The organism is Anaerococcus porci (genome assembly GCF_009696575.1).
Taxonomy (GTDB): Bacteria; Bacillota; Clostridia; order Tissierellales; family Peptoniphilaceae; genus Anaerococcus; species Anaerococcus porci.
In genome coordinates this window covers 44,939-63,789 of record NZ_VULQ01000004.1, presented here as the reverse complement: position 1 = coordinate 63,789, position 18,851 = coordinate 44,939, and the positions used below count along the sequence as shown (strand labels likewise).

Here is an 18,851-nt window from a genome sequence, read left to right as displayed (position 1 = left end):
CCTCATTAATTTTCATATTTAATTTTTTTAAAAACACCATAAAACATATTTCTACATGCATACAATAATGATATTATTGAATTTTTTTTATCACATATATGAAATAAGTTATAATGACTTTTAAATTTTTTGATAAATTTATCGTGACTTATACTAACTTTTCTAACTCTATATTTTGCTAATTTTTGTTTCAATAGGTATGCTTTAGTATCTGGAATAGTGTTATATAGCTTTAATCTTATAGCATAATCGTTATTTTTACTTATATCATCTATTTGAATTACACCAAATTTATTGGCATTATATATCATTGTTAATTGCCCAATATAATCATATCTATATATTTTCTTTTTATCTACGTGCTCTGGACCAGTTACAGTTATATTAAAGGACTTAGATTTTTCATCAATTTTTTCATACTCTGTATATGAAAGAATATAACCATTTTTTTCCATAAAGCTAATTTGTTTTTCAAGTTTATCCTTACACCGTACATCATCAGAATCAAGAAAAGCAATCCATTCACCTTTTGCTTCTCTTAATGCCTTATTTCTAGATAAAGCCGCACCTAAATTCTTTTCATTCTTAAAAAATTTAATTCTCTTATCATTAAATTTGGAAACTATTTTCTCTGTATTATCTGTAGAACAATCATCTACAATTATTAATTCCCAATTAGTATAAATTTGGTTGATTACAGATTGTATAGCCTCCCCTATATATTTTTCTGTATTCCAAGATGGCATTATAATGGACACTAAACCTTTTATAAACTTTGAATTATCCATCTAACTAATCCTTTCTAATTACCGCTATTATTGTATTAAACAATATTTTAAATTCATTTATTAAAGAGAAGTTTTTTAATGTATTTATATTTATTTCCATCTTACCTGGCAATATTTTATTTATATAAATATTGTCTACATTTTCAGCCATATTAAGTAATTCAGCTTCATCCTTATATTCTATACTAGCTTTAGATGTTACTCCTGCTCTCATAAGTAATGTAGCATACATTTCATTAGTATAATATTTAACATAATGAACACTCTCGGGTCTTGTTCCTACAAAGCTCATATCTCCCTTTAGAATATTAAAAAGTTGAGGTAATTCATCAAGTCTATATTTTCTTAGTGTTTTACCAATCCTAGTGATTCTCGTATCATTATCTATAGTAACCTGACTTCCTAGTTTATCAGCACCTTCTATCATTGTTCTAAACTTGTATATTTTAAAAACTCTATTATATTGAGTTACCCTATTTGATTTATATATAGGACTTCCTTTAGAATCAATTTTTATTAAAATACCCAAAATAATTAACAATGGTGATAGTATAATTATCATAAAAAGTGACATTATTATATCGAAAACCCTTTTAAAAAACAAGCTAATTTGTTTATTTTTTAAATATTTATAATATGGAAATACTTCATCATTTTGTAATTCTTTTGGCAAATCTTTCCAATTTCTCAAAATTATTACCTTATAATATAATCTGTTACTATATCTATGTAATTTTCTATCACATAATCCACTTCTTTATCACTTAATTTTGTATGAAGTGGAAGAGTAACTTCATTTACAAAGTGATTATAAGCATTTGGATAATCTTTTATATCAAATCCTAAATTTTTATATGCAGTTAAAAGTGGTAATGGCTTATAATGAACATTACAAGCTATACCTCTTTTAGCCATTTCTTCTATAATTTTATTTCTTTCATCACCATTTATATTTGGTATTCTAGTTAGATATAGGTGCCCTGATGATTTATAACCGTTTGCAAAATGATCAAGAGTTTTAATTCCTAGTGGTCTAAATGCTTGATCATATTTTTTAATTATATCTTCTCTTCTTTTTAAGAGTTTTTCATATCTTTTAATTTGGGCTAGACCAATAGATGCTAAAACATCAGTCATATTACATTTAAACCAAGGCCCTATTACGTCATATTCCCATGAGCCTAATTTTGTTTTACTTAGAGCATCCTTTGATTGACCATGCAATGATAAAAGTTGATATTTTTTATAAAGTTCTTCATTATCAAGTCCATCCCTATCTTTCCAAGTAGCAAGTCCACCTTCTGCTGTTGTGAAATTTTTTACTGCATGGAATGAGAAGTTTGAAAAGTCTGCAATTGAGCCAACCTTTTTCCCATTAATTTCTGCTCCAAAAGCATGGGCAGTGTCAGCCATTACAATTATTCTATTGAAATTTTCTTGTATTTTATTATTTGCTTTAAAGAGATCTCTCTTAGAATTTACTATATCAAATATTCTTTCGTAATCACAAGGTATACCTGCAAGATCTACTGGAATTATGACTTTTGTTTTTTCGTTTATTGCTTCTGCTAACTTAACATAGTCCATTTCTAGTGAATTTTCTTGTGTATCTATTAGTATAAGCTTTGCTCCAACATGATTTACTACTGATGCAGTAGCTGTATAAGTATAGGCAGATGTTATCACCTCATCTCCAACACCTATTCCCAAAACTCTTAATGTAAGTTCAGCAGCTGCAGTTTGAGAATTAAGGCAAACCGCCCTATTTGTTCCAGTAAATTTAAGAACTTCTTTTTCTAATTTTTTTGTCTTAGGACCAGTTGTTATCCAACCTGATTTTAAGGCATCTACTACTTCATTAATTTCTTCTTCTGTTATATCTGGTGGCGAAAACGGTATATTCATCTTATTCTCCTTATCTTTTTTTCCCTATAAAAGTGCTTATCAAAGTGTTTATAGTTTCAAATATATTTATATCATCTATGTGGTCTTGGTTTATAATATTATCAAGTTTTTCAAAGAAATCTTCCCTTGAAAACTCAAGTGGCTTTCCTATGGCTATTCCCTTATTTTCTGTTCCTTCAAGGCATTCTTCATCCATTAGTTTTTCTTCATAAAGTTTTTCACCAGGTCTAAGACCTGTGTACACTATTTTTATATCAATATCAGGTTCATATCCTGATAGTTTTATAAGCTCTCTTGCAAGGGTATCTATCTTTACTGGATCTCCCATATCAAGGACAAAAATTTCTCCACCCTTGGCCATTGAGCCTGCTTGAAGTACTAGTTTTACAGCCTCTTTTATTGTCATAAAATATCTTATAATATCAGGATGTGTTACTGTGACAGGTCCCCCTTCTGCAATTTGTCTTTTAAATAGGGGTATAACTGAACCATTGGATCCTAATACATTACCAAACCTTACTGCTACAAATTCCGTAGTAGGATTTTTTCCTTCAAGCTCTTTTGATGGATCTATTACTATAGTATGATCCCCATCTCTTTCAATTATCTTTGAAAGTTTTGAGTATTCTTGGTCTTTTTTTACATCATTTAGACCTTGAATTATTTTCTCACATACTCTTTTTGTAGCTCCCATTATTGATGTTGGATTTACCGCTTTATCTGTTGATATAAGTACAAATCTTTTAGCATCATATATAAGTGCTAAAAGGCCAACTATATAGGTTCCTCTTACATTATTTTTTATAGCTTCAATAGGACTTACTTCCATTAAAGGTACATGCTTATGAGCTGCCGCATGAAATATAATGTCAGGCCTATGTTTTTCAAAAACATGTTTTACTCTATTGTAGTCCCTTACAGAACCTATTAGTGTTCTTAAGTTTAAATCTTTGAAATTCCTCTTAAGCTCTTGCTCTATCTCATAAGCATTGTTTTCATATATATCAAAGATTATAAGCTCTTTGGGACCATATTGGGCAATTTGCCTACATAATTCTGAGCCTATAGAGCCACCTCCACCTGTAACTAAGACTACTTTATCATTAAGATATTCAAATGTTTCATTGTTAAATACCTTTACAGACTCACGTCCAAGAAGGTCTTCTATTTGTATGTCTTTCATCCTTGATACTGAAATCTTTCCTTGAACTAGCTGATAAAGACCTGGAAGAATTTTAACTTCACATCCTGTACTATTGCATATCTTGAGGATATCTTTCTTTTGGTCACTTTGTGCTGATGGTAAGGCAACTAATATAATATCTATATTTTCTTTTACTACTAGATCTTTTATATCATTTCTTCCACCATATACCATCGCTCCATCTATGTATTGACCTTTTTTGCCTGGATTATCATCTATAAAGGCTATTACATTTATTTGAGTGTTTTCTTGCCTATTAGATTTATTTATATCTTCTTTTATAGTCTGTCCAGCAGATCCTGCTCCTACTATGATTGCTCTTTTAAATTTAGGATTTTTTTCAATTGCGTTATATCTTCCTTGGATAAGCATTTTTTTGGAAAATCTTAGACCGACTGTAAGAACATATTGGATTAAAAACCCAAAGATAAAATAAGATATAGGCATCCTATGTACAAATATTGTTATACCTAAAATATGAACTAGTAATGACAAGATAACTGCTTCCGTTATTTTTATTAACTCATTGTAAGATGCATACTCTAATATCATCCTATATAGCTTAAACATAGAATAAATCATTATAGTTATTATAGTATTTATCAAAGCATAGTTTCTAAATCCATCATAATATTCTTTGGGTATAAGTGAAAAATCTAAATCAAATCTGAAATAAAGTGCTAGAAAATATGCCAAGTTTATTATCATGATATCAAATGCTAAGAGTATAAAATTTTTTTTGTTAAATATATTTTTGTAATCCATTTGCATTCCTTTATTTTAGTATTCTATATTTTAGTTTATTTAACTATAATGATAGACAATTAATTTTTGTTAGTCTCTAGTAAATATATCTCTAGAATATACCTTTTCTTCTATATCTTTTAAATCATCTGATATTCTATTAGCAATTATAATATCAGCCTCCTTAAATTCTTCTAAGTTATTTATGACTTTTAATCCTTCAAACTCATCACTATCTACAGTTGGTTCATAAATAATCAAATCTACATTTTCTTTTTTAAGAATTTCTATAATGTCGAATATAGCTGATTTTCTAAAGTTATCAGATCCTTTTTTCATTACCAATCTATATATCCCTATTTGTTTAGGTTTGTAAGTCATAATATCCTTTGCTATAAATTCTTTTCTTACTTCATTAGATTCTATTATTGGTTTAAATAAAGCATTAGGTATTTCTTTATAGTTTGCGTAAAGTTGTCTAGTATCTTTTGGAAGACAATATCCACCATATCCAAATGAAGGATTGTTATAGTAGTTTCCAATTCTAGGATCTTCCGAAATACCTTCTATAATATTTTTGCTATCAAGTCCTTTTGCTATAGCAAATGTATCTAGTTCATTGAAAAATGAAACTCTCATAGCTAAGTATGTATTTGCAAATAGTTTTACCGACTCTGCTTCATCGCTTTTCATTAATAATACTTTTGGATTATTAAGTGCTTCACTTTTATATAGTCTTGCAATTTCTTTTTCAAATCCACCGTTCTCACTTACTATAATCCTTGATGGATGTAAGGAATCGTATAGTGCCTTGCCCTCTCTCAAAAATTCTGGTGAGAAATATATATTATTAGACTTATACTCTTCGTTTTTTTCTCTAGTATAGCCTATAGGAATAGTTGATTTTATTAATATAGGTAAGTTATTCCTAATCTCTTTGATTTCTTTGATAGCATCATCTAAAAAATGTGTATCAAAAAATTCTTCTTTTTCATCATAGTTTGTAGGTAAAGCTAAAATAACTAAATCACTATCTGCATAATCATCTTTTCCTGAAGTTTTAGCTACAAAGTTTAAGTTTTTATTTTTTAAATAATTGATTATATAGTCATCTTTTAGAGGTGATTTTTTATTATTAATCAAATTAACCTTCTCACTAACTACATCTATACCTATTACTTCATTTGACTGAGATAGTAAGATTGCATTTGATAATCCTACATATCCCATCCCTAATACTGTTATTTTCATCTTAACCTTCTTTCACTTAGATAATTCTACTTATTGTTCTCTATAATATTTTCCCTAACCTCTTTAACTGAATCCTCACTTGGTATCATCATGTATAATTGTGCATTTGGCATGAGTAGAGATTCTTCTCCCATGCTTCCGTATCCTTCAAGAGATTGGCTTTCTATATCCCAGTTTTGCCCTTTTTCTATTTGCTTGTTGACAAGCTCTATCATCTTATCATAAGACATATTTGTGTTTACTGATTTTAGGGCTATTTCTGCAAGAGTGTTGAAATTTAGTAGCATCTCTGGACTTAATAATTTTTTTATTATTCCTGTCATTATCCTTGTATGGTTTCGCCCTCTATCGAAATCTCCCTCTTCTAGATGATATCTTTCTCTAGCAAAGGCAAGTGCCATATCACCATCCATATATATTTCACCTTGTGGAAAGTGGTAGGCTCCTCCTGATGTAGTGAATTCTACCGGATTTTCTACTGTAATTCCCCCAAGTATGTCTACTAATTCTTTTAAACTAGTGAAATTCACTTTTCCAAAGTAGTCTATGTCTATATTAAAAAAGTTCTCTATACTTTTAATGGATGTATCTACCCCAAAAAGCCCAGCATGGGTTAGTTTATCATAACCCATATCACCTATTTTAAGGTAGGTATCTCTTGGTATTGATGTAATTAAGATTTTTCCTTTTCTTGGATTTATACTCACTATCATATTTACATCAGATCTTGAGACATTGGAAAGAGCTCCGTAGGTGTCTATACCCGATATAAATACATTGAAGCTTTCATCTTCTTTTACTTGCTTTTTTTCTTGTTTTTCTTTTTTCTCATCTATTAAAACTGATTTTAAAACTCTAGTTTTTTCACTAAAGCCTTCAATGTTTTCATCTACCATAGCTCTAAAGCTTTCATTAAGAAGCATAAGATCTGCCTCACCATTTAAAAGTCCCTTAGCACCTGTTACATAGTCGGTATAGTCGATTGGTTCTAAGTTTGTAGAATCAAGTGATTCTAGTGCTTTGGTGGTACTTTTAGAATCTATAGTTTCTGCTGTAATTATATTTTTCCCATCTATTTCCTCGATTGATTTTATAGGAGAATCCTTTAATACAAGAAAGGATACTTCATTTTTTATTTGATGTTTGCTATTTGATATCTCTTCAACTGTGCTAATGGATTTGTGTGCATAGGAAATAAATAAAACTTCTCCAAGACTTAAGAGAAGTAGGATAATAAAAAGTAAGATTTTCCCTATTAGAAATTTTTTACCTAAAAAGCATAAGATTAGATTTCCTAGTACTGGAATAAATAGTATAAATAGAATTAATATTCTGTAATTTATTGGTAGAATGTTATATTTATTTATAAATACAAAAAATATTGCATATGTTATTAGAAATATTATGGAAGTAATTTTCCCAAATACCGACTTATTCAATTTTCTCTCCTTTATTATAAAACATATTATTTCAAAAAATATTCTATACCACAAAAGATTATTTGTCAATCTAGGCAAAGGTTAATCTTTGATAAATTATGTCTTTTAATTTATTAAAGTTAGTAAGAAAATTAAAAAAATCCTACTTAATCGTAGAATTTTTTGATTTTTTTGTAAAATTTTTCATAATTAGAAAGAATCTCTTAGTATATTTGCGAGATCAAATTTTGTTACAAGGGCAGGATTTGTAGGTGTACACCTATCATTGAGAGCTGTATCTGCCATCTTATCTATTGCATTTGCATAGTTTCTTGCATCAATTTTTCCAAGTCCTGATAGCTTTTCTGGAATTTTAAATTTTTTGTTTAGTTTTTCTATCTCTTTTATTATACAGGTGTAATCATTATGTCCTAGTTTCTTAGCTAAGCTATCTAGTTTTTTTCTTGCTCTTTCATCATTCTTACAGTTATAGTCTAGGACATATGGAAGAAGAATTGCGTTTAATCTTCCATGGGATATATGGAAGTTTCCTCCTATTGTGTGGGCAAGGGAGTGGTTTATGCCAAGTCCCGCATTGTTAAAGGCAATACCTGCTATGTTCGATACTTCAAGCATTCTTTCTCTAAGTGAAAGTCTATCCCCATCATCATATACCTTTGGTAGAATCTCAAAGACTGTTTTTATACAAGTTTCTGCAAAGGTATCTGTATAAATTGAAGCATTTTTACTTATATAGGCTTCAAGGGCATGGGTTAGAACATCCATTCCTGTATCTGCTGTTATAAAGTTTGGGACTGTTTTGGTGAATTTAGCTACCAAGAGAGCGTAATCTGGTAACATAAGATCATCTATAAGAACCTTTTTGCTATCACCAACTGTAACTACAGCAAAGTTTGTAGCCTCTGACCCGGTTCCTGCTGTTGTAGGTATAGCTATAAATGGAATTTTTTCTCCTATTTCTTTGTAGATATTGTATATAATTGCCTTTGTTGCATCTATAGCACTTCCCCCACCTATAGCTATTACAAGATCTGGATTAAAGTTTTTAAGAGCGCTTTTCCCATTATCTACTAGCTCTTGGTTGGGGTCAGGTCTTATTTCACTAAATATAGTATAGTTTACTGACTTATCAAGTAAATTTATAACTTGATCTATCATTCTACTTTCTACTACAAAAGGATCAGTTATGAAAAATATTTTTTTTGCCCCAAGGGTATTAATTGTTTCAAGGCTATCATCTCCAACCTTTATAGTAGATTTTACTGAAAATGTCATCTGTTCTCCTTTAATTTACTTTCATTTCTATCGGTATAAGTATTTCTGTTAAGTACTGGCTCTTATCCCTAAAGGTCCATGTATCCACAACAAATCTTTCTATGGATGAACCCTTTAATTTGTACCTATAGCTTTTGCTCCATTCTATGAGCTTTTTGTAGGATTTCTTTATATTATTATATGGTCCAAAGTGGTAAACTGATGCATAAAATCCCTTTTCTCTTTTGAATATATGGTTTCTATTTTCAATATCTTTCACAGTTTTTTGGATGTAGATTGCATCAATATCTCTATTTTCATCTTCATGTTTTATCCTATCTACAAAGGAGGAAAAATAAAACATGACTGCGCCTGTAATCTTGTTATTTTCTTCTTTTACAAAGTTTGTATAATCAAGACTTAGGATAGACTTTTCGTAATTGTAGTCAAAGTCAAATGGATAAGCTATAAACTCTTCTTCTTCGAAGTATTTTACGCTTGGATTGCTATTTCCCAAGGTAAAAGCTGCTGCTGCTTCGTTTATAAGCTCATGCCAATCTTTTATTATAACTAATCTTTCCCTAAGTTTTTTTATTTCATTTTCTGTATTTTTTATAAGTTTGCTAAAGCTTTCATCTATGTCATGGTAATTTGCTTTGAAGATGAATTCTTTTATCTCATCTAGGGAAAAGTCCATAAATTGTAGGTATTTTATTATTGACATCATCATTATGGTGTCCTTATTATAGTATCTGTAGCCATTTTCTTTGACATAGTCTGGTTTTATTATTCCTATAGACTCATAGTGTCTTAGGGTTCTTGTAGATACATCTGCAAGCTTTGATGCTTGTCCTATAGAATAAAGTTCATTTTTATCTTTCATTTCCCACCCCATAATTCAATCTTTTATATAAATATATAGTATTTTGATATATTTTTTCAACTAAATTATGGTTTTTCATTTTTACTAACTCTTCTATTTTCCATAAGGTTTTTAGGGACATAAAAGATATCTCACATATAAAATAGTCTGTGGAAGAGATTCTTTTTGACTCACTTTTTTCTGGCCTTACTTTTTCAAGCTTATCTGGAAGTTTGACTTTTTGATTTTGTAGAGCATTTTTGATAGATAAAAGTGTAGATCTTTTTACTGGTGATAAATAATTTAGACTTTTCTTTATTTTTTCAAAGTTTTTCTTATCTGTATATTCCATCATTCTAGCATACTTATCATAGATTGGATTAAATTTTTCATCTTTTGCGTAAGCCATGTCATCAAAGATTAGACTTATAAGCTCTCTATCATATGATAGGTATTGGGCAAGTCTCATTATCATAAACTCTATAGGAGAGTCTTGACATGATGCCCTTCCATTGAGTCCTTTGACTTTGTCAAATTGATCCCATTCAAAGTTTACAATAAAATTTATCTTTGCCCTAGACTCTTTGCTTATATTTTTTTCTTTATAGATTTCATCTAACTTTTCCTTATCTACATATAAAAATATATCTCTCATTTAATTTCCTTTCATAAGACTTATATTTCTAATTTGTGGATTTCTTATAGATTTTTGTACTTGCTGAGCTTGGATAAGTAAAAATGACTCATCTATCCTTGTCATATTTCTAAACTTTAATATTTCTTTTATATATATAGATAGTTTTTCGGATAAGTCTATAAGCTCTTTATAATCATTTGAAAGGATAAATTTTTCTATATCATTTATAAGCTCTTTTGGATAGTAATCTATTTGTTTTAATCTTCTTAGTCTGAGTTTATAATATGGCATATATACTTTAGCAAGTAAGAAAAGTGAACCGAATAATCCCTCTATAAATTCACTTTTTGATAAAAAAACTCCACCAATATCTTTTCTATCAAGGCTTCTTTTTAGGTTATATTGTCCAGCTTGTCCCATTTGAAATAAGTAGGCTGCAAGTTTTTTCTTTAACACATCATCTGGATAGAATTCTTTTAGGTATAATCTATATCTTGTAAAAATCTTACAATTATCAAAAAATACTTCGCCATTAGTTGCTGTCGCTAGATATGATTCTGGAATTTTAAGAAAATCAATATCTTCTATAGGAAATTTCCTAAAAGATGTGTACTTGTAATAAAATTCTTCTATAGAAAAAAGTCCCGTTCTTTTGCCAGCAGTAGCTGTCTCGATTCTTTCATATCCCATATATTTTTTAGGGATTTTCTTTAAAATTTCTTCTATTTTTCTTTGGTGCTTTATCTTATCTTCTTCTTTTAACCATATACAAAATCCCGGACCATAGTCATGGTCTTTTGAGATTTCATCATCTAGCCTAAAGTTTTCTGATCCTTCTCCAACCAAGCCTGTAGCCCAGATGTCTTCAATTTGTGGATATTCTTTTTTAAAGATAGGATAAGCTACATCATAGAAGTAGTTTTTTGATAATTCTATTGCCTTCATAAGATATCTCTTTTCCTTTTTGCCTCTTCTAGATTTCTTTCTAGAACTTTTTTAACTGGACCTTCTCCTACTGTTTGATCGAATACTTCAATTGCTTTTTTGTAATATTTGATTGCTATATCATATTCTCCTAGTTTATAAAAGATATTAGCACAAGTTGCATAGGCATTAGCTAAATGAGGTACTTTAAGATTATTTTTTTCATAATAGTCTATGGCAAGCTTTGCATTTGTAAGGGCCTTGTTATATTCTTTTTTAAGTATTAAAATTTCTGCAAGATTTATCCTAGATACTGCAATTCTTTCCTTTTTATCTATTAAGTCTAGGGCTTTTTCTATATCAGCTTCAGCTTTATCTAGGATAGATTTTGCCCTATAAGCTTGTGACCTATTATTATATAGACTAGCTAGTAGATAGCCTATATCATCAAAGTTTTTAAGGATTTCTTCACATTCATCAAGCCTTTTTATGGCCTTATCGTAGTTTTTTGCTACTATATCACAGTTTCCTATATTTAAGAGAAGACTTGCATATTCTTTAGATTTTTTGCCATAGTTTTTTATAACTAAGTCAACTAATATTTTATAAATCTTATAAGCAAGGTCTGTCTGTCCCTTTACTCTAAGAAAAGATGAGAGCTCATTACCTACAAAGATAATGGCTCCTTCATCCTTTAAACTTATTGTTTTAGAGAATTCTTCTAATAGGTATATTAGGGTTTCTCTTGCTTGAGATTTATTAAACTTTTCTTCTAATTTTCCATAAAAGTTCGATAAATCATATCGCATATTTTTTATTCTTATTTTCTAGAAGGAAGAATTGTTTCTACTTCTGTGTGTGGTCTTGGAATTACATGTACTGAGATTAATTCTCCAACCCTTTGTGCTGCTGCAGCTCCTGCATCTGTTGCTGCTTTCACTGCTCCTACATCTCCTCTTACAAGAACTGTTACAAGGCCTCCACCTACATGTTCTTTTCCAACTAATGTTACATTTGCTGCCTTTACCATTGCATCTGCTGCTTCGATACTTCCTACTAAACCTTTTGTTTCAATCATTCCTAATGCTTCGTTCATTATAATTCTCCTTTATTTTTATTTTAATTTATAAACGTATTATTCACCTTTGAAGGCTTTTACTAGTGAGTCAACCATATCTTTTAATTCTTCTAGGTTAATCTCTCCTGTTTCATTAAAGTTTGAATGTTTTCTTTCTTCCTCAGTTTTACAATTGTTACATCCTGTTGAATATTCAAAGTATTTTGGTAGTCCATTATTTATTTGACTTGAGCAATTTCCATGATACTTAGCAAATATTTTGTCTTCTGCTACTACCTTATCTGCATCAATTGTTCCATATACTAGTTTTTTAAAGTTTACTAAATGTTTTGGTCCAACATTTTCAGATACACTTGAGCCACCCATTGTTCCACATCCAAGTGTTAATGCTATTGGAAGTCCTGTTGAAAGTCCAGTACCACCCATTGTTCCACCTGTATTTACTAAGATTCTACTTGCTGGTTTTATAGCAAATTTCCTTGCAATTTCCTTATCTTCTGTGTGAAGACTCATTGTGTGTCCTATACCATTTTCAAGAAGTTTAAATGATAGATCGCATGCTTCTTTCCAGTCACTTACTGTATAAAATCCTAATACTGATGTAAGTTTTTCAAATGAAAGTGGATATTCTTTACCAACTCCATATTGTTCGCCTATAAGTATTCTTGTACCTTGTGGAATTGATATTCCTGCAGCATCGGCTATTACCTTTGCACTTCTACCTACAAAGTTAGGGTTCATTGCTGTCCCATTTCTAAATAAAAGGGCACAAACTTTTTTGCATTCTTCATCATTCATGAAGTAGGCGCCGGCTTGTTTAAATTCTCTTATAACTTCTTCTCTATTTGATCTTTCTACTATTATTGATTGCTCTGAAGCACAGATAGTACCATTGTCAAATGTCTTTGAAGCCATTATATTTCTTACGGCCCTTTTAATATCTGCAGTTCTTTCAATATAAGCTGGTGAGTTTCCTGCACCTACTCCAATAGCTGGTTTCCCAGCTGAATATGCTGCTTTTACCATTGCTGGTCCACCTGTAGCGATGATAAGTTTAACTTCATCAGCATGCATTAGGGCGTTGGTTGCATCCATAGAAAGTTTTGATAATCCTTGAACTATGTTATCTGGTGCTCCAGCCTTTACTGCTGCTTCGTTTACTATCTCAATTGCCCTGGCTGTACACTTACTAGCCTTTGGATGTGGACTAAAGATAATCGGATTTCTTGATTTTATAGCTATCATTGAATTATATAAAACAGTTGATGTTGGATTTGTTGATGGAACAATTCCCATTATTAGGCCAACTGGATCTGCTATTGTTATTACTTGACCAGCTTCATCAGCATCTACTATGCCGATTGTTTGTTGGTTTTTGATTCCTTCATATAGAAGTCCGCTAGCCATGTGGTTTTTATAAATTTTATCTTCAACTTTACCAAATCCTGTTTCTTCTACTGCCATTTGCGCAAGTTCTTTTGCGTGGATTTCTCCAGCTTCTGCTATGGCTTTTATGATTCTATCAATTTGGTCAAATGTATAATCTCTTAGTTTAAGTTCTGCTTCGTGTCCACGTCTTGCAAGGTCTCTTGCGGCTTGAATAGAAGCAAGATCAAAATCGAATTCTTGCATACTTACCTTCTTTCTATATTTTTAAATTTTTATCTATTAATTTTAAAGGTTTTTCTTATTCTTTATGAGGTAAGATTGTTTCTACTTCTGCATGTGGTCTTGGAATTACATGTACTGAGATTAATTCTCCAACTCTTTGTGCTGCTGCAGCTCCTGCATCTGTTGCTGCTTTCACTGCTCCTACATCTCCTCTTACAAGAACTGTTACAAGGCCTCCACCTACATGTTCTTTTCCAACTAATGTTACATTTGCTGCCTTTACCATTGCATCTGCTGCTTCGATACTTCCTACTAAACCTTTTGTTTCAATCATTCCTAATGCATCTAATTGTGCCATTGTTTTTATCTCCTTTTTTTCTTCTTTTTTATTTTTTGTTTTATTTGATATTTCTTTTACTTCTTCTTGAACTTTTTTTTCGTTTTCTGTTTTTTTGTTTACAGTTTCATTTTTAGCTTGTTCTTTTTTTTCAGTCATCTAAACCCCTTATCTTATAATCTCTGCATAGTCTTTTGGGCCAAGTCCTAAGGCATTTGCCTCTTCTTGGTCAATGTGACAATCAAGGTATCCATTATCTCCTACCCTGATGCTTACATTTTCTAGAATAGCTGATCTTTGTCCACCTACTCTTATGGAAACTATGTCTCCATTTTTATAACCACGAACTCTTGCTTGTTCATTGTTAAAGTGGATATGTCTTTGGGCTACTATTACACCTTCTTTAAGTATTATGCTTCCTTTAGCTCCTATAATGGTAACTCCTGGAGTATTTTCTAAATCTCCTGAAAGTCTTAAAACAGGTTTTATTCCTAGTTTAAAAGCATCTGCCCTAAGTATTTCTACCTGGCTTTGACTTCTTACAGGACCTATTATCCTTACATTTTCTATACATCCCTTCCTAGCTGCTATTGTAAGTGTTTCTTTACAAGCAAATTGACCAGGTTGTGATAGTTTTTTTATGGGTGTAAGTTCATATCCCTTTCCAAATAAGGTATCTAAGTCTTTTTGTGAAAGGTGAATATGTCTTCCTGATATACCTATAGGTATTTTGTAAAGGTCTATATTAATTTTTTCATTATTTTCTTTATAATTTTCCACTAATTTACTAAGTAACAGACTAAACTCACTCATCTATCCCAACATCCTTTCAATATCACTTTCTGATATTAGTCCTTGATTTATACCATCTTTTAGGATGTTATAGATTTGGTTTTCTGATAAAACAGCTTGGTTTTCTTTTTTATTTTCTTTTTCTTTAATTTCTATATATTCTTTTTTTGTAGATTCTTTATTTTCTTCTACCTCTTTAACTGAATTAATACACTTTATTTCTATACCTAAGTCCTTACAAAGGTCCCTAGCTGCTGCAGTTATTAAGGTATTTTTATCAACAAAGATTTCTTTTTGATCCTTATTTTTTAAGACTTCTTCTTGGCTTATAAGTCTTTTCATTAAAACCTCCCTTAAAAATCGCAATCCTCATCTATTATTCCAACTATGACAGCATCAACAGGAATTTTACTATGAGATTCTTCTTCAAGGATTGCTCTTGCTGATGAACCTTGGGTTATTATAACCCTATCTCCCCTTCCTGCTCCTATAGTATCTACTGCTACAATTTTTTTATTTTTATCACTTCCGTCTAAAATTTCTACTAACATAAACTTTAAACCATTTAGTGAATCATATTTTCTTGTTGCCCATACATTGCCAATAAGTTTTGCGATTACCATATGTCTTTTTCCTTGCTTTTTTCTTCAATATTTCTAAGTGCTACCTTGACTTCTTCCATATCACCTACTATGGCAAGCATGACCATATTTTGAGGACAAGATCCTCTTACATCTGACACTTCTACACCACTAGTCTTATAAGCTATATCACAAGCTACGGTCATTTCTATCATCTTTCCTTGAACAAGTCCCATGGCTCCAGGGCTTTTATCAAATTTAAGCTTTGATCTGTTTTGTATTATATCAAGTGTTGCAGGACTTGGTGCCTTTATTAGCTTAATGTCCATTTTTATCATCCTCTATAAGTGAAAGAGCAATTCCAATTGGTGTTACAAACATTGGATTTGATGGTTTTAAAGTCCTTATACCAAGTTTTTTCTCAATATATTCTTCCATACCAGTTAAAAGTGCTGTACCACCTACAAGAACTATTTGATCTATGTCATAACCCATACAAGCATTATCAATTATTGAAATTATTTTATCTATTACAGCTCTTACCACAGGAAAGATTTCTTGATGTTTGTTGAAGTCTCTTTTTATCTCTTCAGCCTTATCAAAGTCTACCTTATATGCCCCTGATAAAACTAAGGAAAAGTGAGTACCTCCACTGGCCTCATCCAAAACTTTTATTACCTTATTATCCTTTATTATAGATATACCTGTTGTGCCGCCACCTATATCTACCACTGCTCCATTATCAAGCTTTAGGAGTGTATTTGCTGCACTTGGCTCATCTAGAACTTTTTCTGTTATAAAACCTGCGGATTCTACGACATTTTTGACAGCTCCACCGTCAATGTTTTCTGTTCCTGGAGGGATTGCACATCCTGCATAGATAAGCTCATCCCCAATTTCTTCTTCAAGCTTACTTTTAAGTTTTCTTACTATGTCACAAGCTCCTATATAATCAACTACCATCCCATCCCTTACTACTTGAGCAAATTCATAAGCACCGGCTATTGGTTTTTTATCTTCATCAAAAACACAAAGTACAATAAAGGCTGTACCTAGGTCTACACCTGTGTAAAGTTTTTTGCCCTTGGATTTTTTAGGATTTTCTATTGATTTTTCGAAATCTTTTATAACTTTATTTACATTTTCTAAATTAATAAGACTATCCTCCTTTGCTTATATTTATAAACCAGTCATATAGGATTGATGATATTTTTTCTACATCATCATCATGAATTTCTTCTAGTTTTTCTATGGCCTTATTTATACTTGTAAATGCCCTTAGGTATGGACTTATGAGATCTAGCTTTATGTATATCTCAATCGCCTCATCTTTACTAATATCTGTTTGATCGATTTTAATTTCTTTTTTCTTATAAAAGTCTAAGGCATATTGATTTATTATTAAGGCAAATTCTTGATCAAATTCTCTTATATCTAGGGCAAGTTCTTTTAGAATTAGAACTTTTTTTATATACTTCTTATCTTTAAAGACTTTATCTTCAATCTTTAAATCTTCTTTCTTTTTTATAGGCTTAGGATTTTCTTCATTTATGATTTTTATCCTAAAGTCTATGAGAAATTGTCTTGCTTGAGGAGTGAGCTTGTTTCCTTTTTTTAGTAGGTATGAGTCAAAAGGGCTTTTTTTATATTGATTTCTTAATTTATCTTCTGTTATAAAAAGCATCTTTCATCCTCAATTTCTTCTATATATTTTTTTAATTTATCGACTCCCTCACCTGTTTTTAAGGATATTTCAAATCCTATTTCACTTCCTATTGAATCTTTTATCTCTCTTAACCTATCCATGTCCTCTTTGTCATAAAGGTCGATTTTATTTATTATGGTAATGGTTTTTCTTGTAAATGTTTTGGCAAAGTTAGGTGGAATGTGGTTGTCTTTTTCATCATCAAGCATAAAAACAACTACTTTCGCTTGGTTTTGCCCGACCATTATTAAGGCATTGTTTAGGTAGGAGTTTTCTATAAAACCTTCAGGAGCTTCTATTGTCTTATCCCTATATTGAAAGTCGAGGCTTTTTTTCTTGTTTAGGTCTTTTTCTTCTATAATAGATGATAAGCTTGTTTTCCCAACCCCGTCATTTCCTATAATAAGCCACTTTAGTTTCATGATATTGTTACAGGAGATGATGTAAATTTAAGCATTCTTTCAAATGTATCTTTTACTGCTTCAAGAGATTGTCTTACACTTTCATTATCTCCTTGCAAAAGAACACATCCGTTGAACCTATCTATAAAACAAATTTCCACACACGCAGCCTTTGATGCTACATCTGCTGCTATAATTGAGCTCTCTGTGGGTGTAAGTGTCATTATTCCTATGGCATTTCCCTTGTCAAGTCCAATTTTTTCGTTAACTTGTGAATCTGGTGAAGATATTAAATGAAGTAGGGTTATTTGTTTTCCTGGTACTGATTCTTGTACTATTCTTTGTAGATTTTCCATTTTTTCACCTAATGCCTTACTAAGTTTACTTCTATATTTTCTTCGTCAATCCATTTTTGAATCCTGTCAAGTTCTTCACCTGATAATCCAAATTCCCCTTCCATTTCCTTATCCATTGGATATTCCATGTCTAGTTGTCCATACTTTCCTACTCCATATCTATGGTATGGTAGAAGATCTATTCCATCAAAGTTTTTAAAGCACTTGTAGTCTTCTAGAAAGTCTACTACTGCCATTATTTCTTCTTTGCTATCATTTACTCCTTTAAGAATTGGCATCCTTACTCTAACCTTGTGCCCATTTTCTAAGAGATAGGCTAGGTTTCTTAGGATTCTTTCGTTATTTACTCCAGTCCAATATTTGTGTTTTACAGGATCCATTTGTTTTATATCAAATAGGAATAAGTCAACATGATCTTTTATTAAATCAAGGGATTTTTGAGACATATATCCACAAGTTTCTATGGCTGTATTTATCCCATCCATATGGCTTGCTTCAAGGAGTGATTTTAGGCTTTCTGCTTGATTTGAACATTCGCCTCCTCCAACCGTAAGTCCTCCACCACTCATCAAATAAAAATCTTTGTCCTCTCTTACAATATCCATTATCTCTGATATTGTCTTATCTTCTCCAACTATTTCTATGGCATTTTGAAGGCAGGCTTTTTCGCATTTTCTACAACCTATACAAGTTATATCACGATTTATCTTATGGACTCCATTTTCCATATAGTGGATTTTCTTAGGACAAACTCCAACACAGAGGCCACAGTTTATACAAGCATTCTTCTTCATCATTACCTGGCAGTCACTTCTAAGTCCTTCTGGGTTAGAGCACCACTTACACCTAAGTGGGCAACCCTTGAAGAATATTAAAGTTCTAACTCCAGGACCATCGTGGACGTTGTATTTTTGGGTATTAAAGATTCTTGCACATCTTTCAATCCCATCTTTTTTTAAATCTACATCCATCCTTAATCCTT

23 protein-coding genes are annotated in these 18,851 nt (G+C 31.0%); all 23 read right to left on the bottom strand.

The window, feature by feature from the left end:
* Window positions 1-5 precede the first annotated feature (5 nt).
* Window positions 6-788, bottom strand: coding sequence for a glycosyltransferase family 2 protein (locus FYJ26_RS04520; RefSeq protein WP_154540050.1), 783 nt, complete (start codon window positions 786-788; stop codon window positions 6-8).
* A 4-nt stretch (window positions 789-792) separates the two neighbouring features.
* Complete coding sequence (locus FYJ26_RS04515) at window positions 793-1,479, bottom strand: sugar transferase (protein WP_154540048.1); 687 nt, start codon at window positions 1,477-1,479, stop codon at window positions 793-795.
* A gap of 5 nt (window positions 1,480-1,484) precedes the next feature.
* The gene (locus tag FYJ26_RS04510) at window positions 1,485-2,693 is read right to left on the bottom strand and encodes a DegT/DnrJ/EryC1/StrS family aminotransferase (protein ID WP_154540046.1); all 1,209 of its coding nucleotides are present in this window, start codon (window positions 2,691-2,693) and stop codon (window positions 1,485-1,487) included.
* Between the two features lie 10 nt (window positions 2,694-2,703).
* Entirely contained in the window at window positions 2,704-4,662 is a 1,959-nt protein-coding gene (locus FYJ26_RS04505; RefSeq protein ID WP_154540044.1) for a polysaccharide biosynthesis protein, read from the bottom strand.
* A gap of 69 nt (window positions 4,663-4,731) precedes the next feature.
* On the bottom strand, window positions 4,732-5,892 hold the full coding sequence (locus tag FYJ26_RS04500; RefSeq protein ID WP_154540042.1) for a nucleotide sugar dehydrogenase: 1,161 nt from the start codon (window positions 5,890-5,892) through the stop codon (window positions 4,732-4,734).
* Window positions 5,893-5,918: 26 nt separating this feature from the next.
* Entirely contained in the window at window positions 5,919-7,331 is a 1,413-nt protein-coding gene (locus tag FYJ26_RS04495) for an LCP family protein (protein WP_154540040.1), read from the bottom strand.
* A 189-nt stretch (window positions 7,332-7,520) separates the two neighbouring features.
* Window positions 7,521-8,606, bottom strand: coding sequence for a 1-propanol dehydrogenase PduQ (locus FYJ26_RS04490; RefSeq protein ID WP_154540038.1), 1,086 nt, complete (start codon window positions 8,604-8,606; stop codon window positions 7,521-7,523).
* 10 nt (window positions 8,607-8,616) lie between these two features.
* Window positions 8,617-9,468: a MerR family transcriptional regulator gene (locus FYJ26_RS04485; protein WP_154540036.1), complete on the bottom strand. Its 852-nt coding sequence runs from the start codon at window positions 9,466-9,468 to the stop codon at window positions 8,617-8,619.
* Window positions 9,458-10,102: a DUF4125 family protein gene (locus FYJ26_RS04480; protein ID WP_154540034.1), complete on the bottom strand. Its 645-nt coding sequence runs from the start codon at window positions 10,100-10,102 to the stop codon at window positions 9,458-9,460. Before FYJ26_RS04480 ends, FYJ26_RS04485 begins: the two co-directional genes overlap by 11 nt.
* The gene (locus FYJ26_RS04475; RefSeq protein ID WP_154540032.1) at window positions 10,103-11,029 is read right to left on the bottom strand and encodes a DUF4037 domain-containing protein; all 927 of its coding nucleotides are present in this window, start codon (window positions 11,027-11,029) and stop codon (window positions 10,103-10,105) included. It abuts the gene before it with no gap.
* Window positions 11,026-11,817, bottom strand: a complete 792-nt coding sequence (locus tag FYJ26_RS04470) for a tetratricopeptide repeat protein (protein ID WP_154540030.1) — start codon at window positions 11,815-11,817, stop codon at window positions 11,026-11,028. Before FYJ26_RS04470 ends, FYJ26_RS04475 begins: the two co-directional genes overlap by 4 nt.
* 11 nt (window positions 11,818-11,828) lie before the next feature.
* Window positions 11,829-12,107 carry an ethanolamine utilization microcompartment protein EutM gene (gene eutM, locus FYJ26_RS04465; protein ID WP_326831241.1) on the bottom strand — a complete coding sequence of 93 codons (279 nt, stop codon included), beginning with the start codon at window positions 12,105-12,107 and terminating at the stop codon, window positions 11,829-11,831.
* A gap of 36 nt (window positions 12,108-12,143) precedes the next feature.
* On the bottom strand, window positions 12,144-13,718 hold the full coding sequence (locus tag FYJ26_RS04460) for an acetaldehyde dehydrogenase (acetylating) (protein WP_154540026.1): 1,575 nt from the start codon (window positions 13,716-13,718) through the stop codon (window positions 12,144-12,146).
* A gap of 55 nt (window positions 13,719-13,773) precedes the next feature.
* Window positions 13,774-14,055, bottom strand: coding sequence for an ethanolamine utilization microcompartment protein EutM (eutM, locus tag FYJ26_RS04455; protein ID WP_154540243.1), 282 nt, complete (start codon window positions 14,053-14,055; stop codon window positions 13,774-13,776).
* A 147-nt stretch (window positions 14,056-14,202) separates the two neighbouring features.
* Window positions 14,203-14,847 carry a phosphate propanoyltransferase gene (locus FYJ26_RS04450; protein WP_154540024.1) on the bottom strand — a complete coding sequence of 215 codons (645 nt, stop codon included), beginning with the start codon at window positions 14,845-14,847 and terminating at the stop codon, window positions 14,203-14,205.
* Window positions 14,848-15,168, bottom strand: coding sequence for a hypothetical protein (locus tag FYJ26_RS04445; protein ID WP_154540022.1), 321 nt, complete (start codon window positions 15,166-15,168; stop codon window positions 14,848-14,850).
* Between the two features lie 11 nt (window positions 15,169-15,179).
* Window positions 15,180-15,449: a EutN/CcmL family microcompartment protein gene (locus tag FYJ26_RS04440; protein ID WP_154540020.1), complete on the bottom strand. Its 270-nt coding sequence runs from the start codon at window positions 15,447-15,449 to the stop codon at window positions 15,180-15,182.
* Window positions 15,443-15,736: a BMC domain-containing protein gene (locus FYJ26_RS04435; RefSeq protein ID WP_154540018.1), complete on the bottom strand. Its 294-nt coding sequence runs from the start codon at window positions 15,734-15,736 to the stop codon at window positions 15,443-15,445. The genes FYJ26_RS04440 and FYJ26_RS04435 overlap by 7 nt, the downstream gene beginning before the upstream one ends.
* A complete protein-coding gene (gene eutJ / locus FYJ26_RS04430; protein WP_176269765.1) occupies window positions 15,726-16,562 on the bottom strand; it encodes an ethanolamine utilization protein EutJ in 837 nt (278 codons plus the stop codon). The genes FYJ26_RS04435 and eutJ overlap by 11 nt, the downstream gene beginning before the upstream one ends.
* Before the next feature lie 4 nt (window positions 16,563-16,566).
* A complete protein-coding gene (locus tag FYJ26_RS04425) occupies window positions 16,567-17,091 on the bottom strand; it encodes a cobalamin adenosyltransferase (protein ID WP_154540016.1) in 525 nt (174 codons plus the stop codon).
* Window positions 17,079-17,534 (bottom strand): EutP/PduV family microcompartment system protein, encoded by a 456-nt coding sequence (locus tag FYJ26_RS04420; RefSeq protein ID WP_154540014.1) that lies wholly within the window; start codon window positions 17,532-17,534, stop codon window positions 17,079-17,081. The genes FYJ26_RS04425 and FYJ26_RS04420 overlap by 13 nt, the downstream gene beginning before the upstream one ends.
* Window positions 17,531-17,869, bottom strand: coding sequence for a BMC domain-containing protein (locus tag FYJ26_RS04415; RefSeq protein ID WP_154540012.1), 339 nt, complete (start codon window positions 17,867-17,869; stop codon window positions 17,531-17,533). Before FYJ26_RS04415 ends, FYJ26_RS04420 begins: the two co-directional genes overlap by 4 nt.
* Before the next feature lie 8 nt (window positions 17,870-17,877).
* Window positions 17,878-18,840 (bottom strand): choline TMA-lyase-activating enzyme, encoded by a 963-nt coding sequence (cutD, locus tag FYJ26_RS04410; protein WP_154540010.1) that lies wholly within the window; start codon window positions 18,838-18,840, stop codon window positions 17,878-17,880.
* Between the last annotated feature and the right edge of the window lie 11 nt (window positions 18,841-18,851).